The sequence below is a fragment of the Actinosynnema sp. genome (assembly GCF_052038725.1).
Genome location: NZ_JBQGCX010001350.1, coordinates 1 through 2,796, shown reverse-complemented (window position 1 = coordinate 2,796; position 2,796 = coordinate 1). Strand labels below are relative to the sequence as shown.

The 2,796-nt window shown below is 76.7% G+C and carries 6 protein-coding genes and 1 pseudogene; 5 read left to right on the top strand and 2 right to left on the bottom strand.

Annotation, left to right across the window (positions count from 1 at the left end; all coding sequences use genetic code 11):
* Nucleotides 1-89 (bottom strand): annotated as a pseudogene (locus ACTUAL_RS28525) (peptide deformylase); the annotation flags it as partial.
* Nucleotides 90-101: 12 nt separating this feature from the next.
* Here ACTUAL_RS28525 and ACTUAL_RS28520 point away from each other — a divergent pair.
* From ACTUAL_RS28520 to ACTUAL_RS28510, 3 genes are read left to right on the top strand one after another with little or no spacing between them, the layout of a single operon-like run.
* Complete coding sequence (locus ACTUAL_RS28520; RefSeq protein ID WP_440902403.1) at nucleotides 102-434, top strand: hypothetical protein; 333 nt, start codon at nucleotides 102-104, stop codon at nucleotides 432-434.
* Nucleotides 431-952, top strand: a complete 522-nt coding sequence (locus ACTUAL_RS28515; RefSeq protein WP_440902402.1) for a hypothetical protein — start codon at nucleotides 431-433, stop codon at nucleotides 950-952. The genes ACTUAL_RS28520 and ACTUAL_RS28515 overlap by 4 nt, the downstream gene beginning before the upstream one ends.
* 56 nt (nucleotides 953-1,008) lie before the next feature.
* The gene (locus ACTUAL_RS28510; protein WP_440902401.1) at nucleotides 1,009-1,218 is read left to right on the top strand and encodes an ESX secretion-associated protein EspG; all 210 of its coding nucleotides are present in this window, start codon (nucleotides 1,009-1,011) and stop codon (nucleotides 1,216-1,218) included.
* On the opposite strand, the gene ACTUAL_RS28505 is transcribed toward ACTUAL_RS28510, so the two are convergent.
* Nucleotides 1,215-1,349: a hypothetical protein gene (locus ACTUAL_RS28505; RefSeq protein WP_015803934.1), complete on the bottom strand. Its 135-nt coding sequence runs from the start codon at nucleotides 1,347-1,349 to the stop codon at nucleotides 1,215-1,217. The genes ACTUAL_RS28510 and ACTUAL_RS28505 overlap by 4 nt on opposite strands.
* 176 nt (nucleotides 1,350-1,525) lie before the next feature.
* Between ACTUAL_RS28505 and ACTUAL_RS28500 the strand changes: the two genes are divergently transcribed.
* Together ACTUAL_RS28500 and ACTUAL_RS28495 are read left to right on the top strand one after the other, a co-directional pair.
* Nucleotides 1,526-2,101 carry an RNA polymerase sigma factor gene (locus ACTUAL_RS28500; protein ID WP_096496109.1) on the top strand — a complete coding sequence of 192 codons (576 nt, stop codon included), beginning with the start codon at nucleotides 1,526-1,528 and terminating at the stop codon, nucleotides 2,099-2,101.
* On the top strand, nucleotides 2,098-2,796 hold a 699-nt coding region (locus ACTUAL_RS28495; protein ID WP_440902400.1), incomplete at its 3' end, for a hypothetical protein. The genes ACTUAL_RS28500 and ACTUAL_RS28495, both read left to right, overlap by 4 nt.

Below are 2,796 nucleotides of genomic sequence, written 5' to 3'. Positions count from 1 at the left end.
TTGCGCAACTCGACGTCGAACTCGGTCACCTCGACCGCGGGGGTCCGCAGGACAGGGTCGCCGAACAGGCGGATGGGTTGGACGGTCACGCACTACTCCTCGTGAAGGGGCGGAGGGCCAGTCTAGGAGCAGGGGGGCCGGGGCGGGGCACCGGCGGCACGGCGGTCGGTCCGGCGGCCTCGGTCGCGGGGGCGGTGGCGGGCGCGCCGAGCCTGGGGCTGAGCGGCTTCCAGGCCGCGCTCACGGCGGTGAGCAGGGCCGACGGGGCCAAGGAGCCGGCGCTCGACCCGGACCGCGACGAACAGGGCCCTGCCCCGGTGAGGACTCGACCGCCGACGACGCCCCTGATCGCGCTGATCACCGGAGCGCTCGCGCCCGCCGCCTGCACGGTGAGCGGGACGCCGAGAGCGGCAAGGCGCTGGACAGCCAGGTGAGCGCCGCGAGCCACGCCAAGAACGACATGCCGGAACCCCCGCCCTGCGAGCCCGAGAAGATGATCAAGCAGGCTGCGGGCGCCTGCACCCTCTTCACGGTCGCCCTGACCCCCGCCGCCCTCCCGACCGCCAAGGAGAAGTCCGAGGAGGCCGAGCAGAAGGCCGTCCCGGTCGTGCGGGAGCGCGACAACTCCCTGGAGGCGGCGGCCACGTCGATCCCGGCCTTCTCGTCGATCCCCTCGGTGACCGAGGACCGGGGCGTCTCCAGCACCCCGGACATCGCGGCCCGCGGGCGCACGACGGCCAACGGGACGCCCGTGTCCGCCGGGCACGCCCCCAGCGGCAACGGGGGTGGCACCACGCAGGCGTCCTGGGCGGCTTCGCCCGGTGGGGGCAGGTTTCCCCGGCGCCGACCTTGCCGCAGGGTGCGGTGGTGGGGCCTTCGCCGCGGGTGGGGCGGGCAACGGGTCGCCCATCGGCGGGTTCCCCGGCCTCGGGGGCGGCGGCGCGGGCAGTAGCGGCGCCGGGCGGGGTGTGGGTTGCAGCGGGTCGGGCCGGAGCGGGGGGCGAGGACGTGCGGCAGCCGCGCGCGATGCCCGCTGGGCCGTTCCCTGGCACCGGGCACGTCGCGGTCGAGGCCGAGGGCGCGCCGCCCCCGGTGACCTGGATCGACACCCCGGCGGGCCGCTACCCGGCCACCGGGGCCGAGTGGATGTCCGCGGCCCCCGGCGACAACCGGGCGCTGGTGCGGCGCCTGAGCCGGGTCGGGTGGGCGGCGGGCTAGTCGTCCCCCGCCTCGCCCAGCAGCACCACGCTCGCCAGCGCGGCCAGGAAGTGCGCCAGGAACCGCACCGGCGCGGGCAGGTCGGCGGCCCTGGGGACGCGGGTCGGTCGGTGGGTGGTCGCGGTGCTCATGGCGCCTCCTCCTGGAGCGGGGCCTGCGGCTGACGACCACCACGCTCCCCCGCGCCGGGATCAGCGCGCGTCCCCTCCCGGTTGCGAACCGGGTGCTACCGCGGTCGTACCCCGCCCCCTAGGGGGTGCGACCCGCGCCACTGCAACGCCATGATCGGCTTCGGCTACCTGTTCCCATGATGGCTGCTGGAAGCAGACAGGGGGCGCCGCCGTTGGAATCGGACGCCGAGCTGTGGGAGCGGGGTGACCGGGCCGCGTTCTCCGCGCTGTTCGAGCGGCACGCCGAAGCCGTGTGGAACCACGCCTACCGGCTCACCGCCTCCTGGGCGCTCGCCGAGGACCTCACCTCCTCGGTCTTCCTCACCGCCTGGCGCAAGCGCGCCGAGGTGACGCTCGTGCGCGACAGCGCCCTGCCGTGGCTGTACAGCGTCGCGGGCAACCTGGCGCGCACCGAGTTCCGCCGCGTCGGCCGCTTCCGCCGCGCGCTGCTGCGCGTCCCCTCACCCGGCGTCGTCCCGGACCACGCCGAGCACGTCGCGTCCGCCGTGGACGGCGAGCGCTCGCTCAAGCGGGTGCTCGCGCTGCTGGAGACCATGCCGAAGGCCGAGCGGGAGGCCGTCGAGCTGTGCCTGCTCGGGGAGCTGGGCACGGCCGAGGCCGCCGAGCTGCTCGGGGTCGCCGAGGTGAGCGTGCGCTCCCGGATCAGCCGCGCCCGCGCCCGCCTGCGCGCCGGGGCGGAGGAGGTCCGATGACCGCCGAACTGCCCCCGCGCCGCCCGATGCCGCCCGAGGTGCGCGAGCGGTTGCGCCGCCGCGTCCTGGGCAGAGAGGTCCGGGGCAGAGGGGTCCCGTACAGAGGGGTCCCGAGCAGGGGGGGACTGGGCCGGAACGCGCGCGTGGTCCCGCTGACCGCCGCCGCCACCGCCGCCGCGCTCGCCCTGGGCGGCGTCGTGCTCACCGAGGTCGCGCGGGACGAGGGCCCGGCCGTGCGGCCCACCGTCACCGACGCGCCCCCGCCCACCACGTCGGCGCCGCCCACGTCGGGCGCGCCCTCCCTCACGGGCGACGTCCCGACCACCGAGGACCTGCTCCGCTGCGGGCTCACCTCGGCGCGGCAGGTCGTGGTCCTGCCGTCCTCCCGGCTGGTCGTGGGCGACGAGCTGTGCGAGCTGTCCGGGCCCGGCGTCTACCGCTCCCCGGACCGGCGGGCCGCGGTGCTGCTCAACGGCGCGCGGATCGCGCTCCTGCGCCCCGGCCTGTTCGTCGGCGTGAAGTCCGACAACGGGGCCTCGTTCCTCTCGGCCAGGGGGGCGCGCGCGGTGGGCGCGGACGAGTCGACCCCGCTGGCGTCCGTCTCCGGGGACGGGGTGTTCTTCGTGCGGGCGCTGGACTTCCCGGTCCTGCGGCTGACCTTCGACGACGGCAGCACGACGCCCGTGTCGACGAGC

Excerpts from the sequence above, each read along its gene's own strand:
- ACTUAL_RS28505 (WP_015803934.1), bottom strand. The coding sequence starts at position 1,349 with ATGAGCACCGCGACCACCCACCGACCGACCCGCGTCCCCAGGGCCGCC.
- ACTUAL_RS28500 (WP_096496109.1), top strand. The coding sequence starts at position 1,526 with ATGATGGCTGCTGGAAGCAGACAGGGGGCGCCGCCGTTGGAATCGGAC.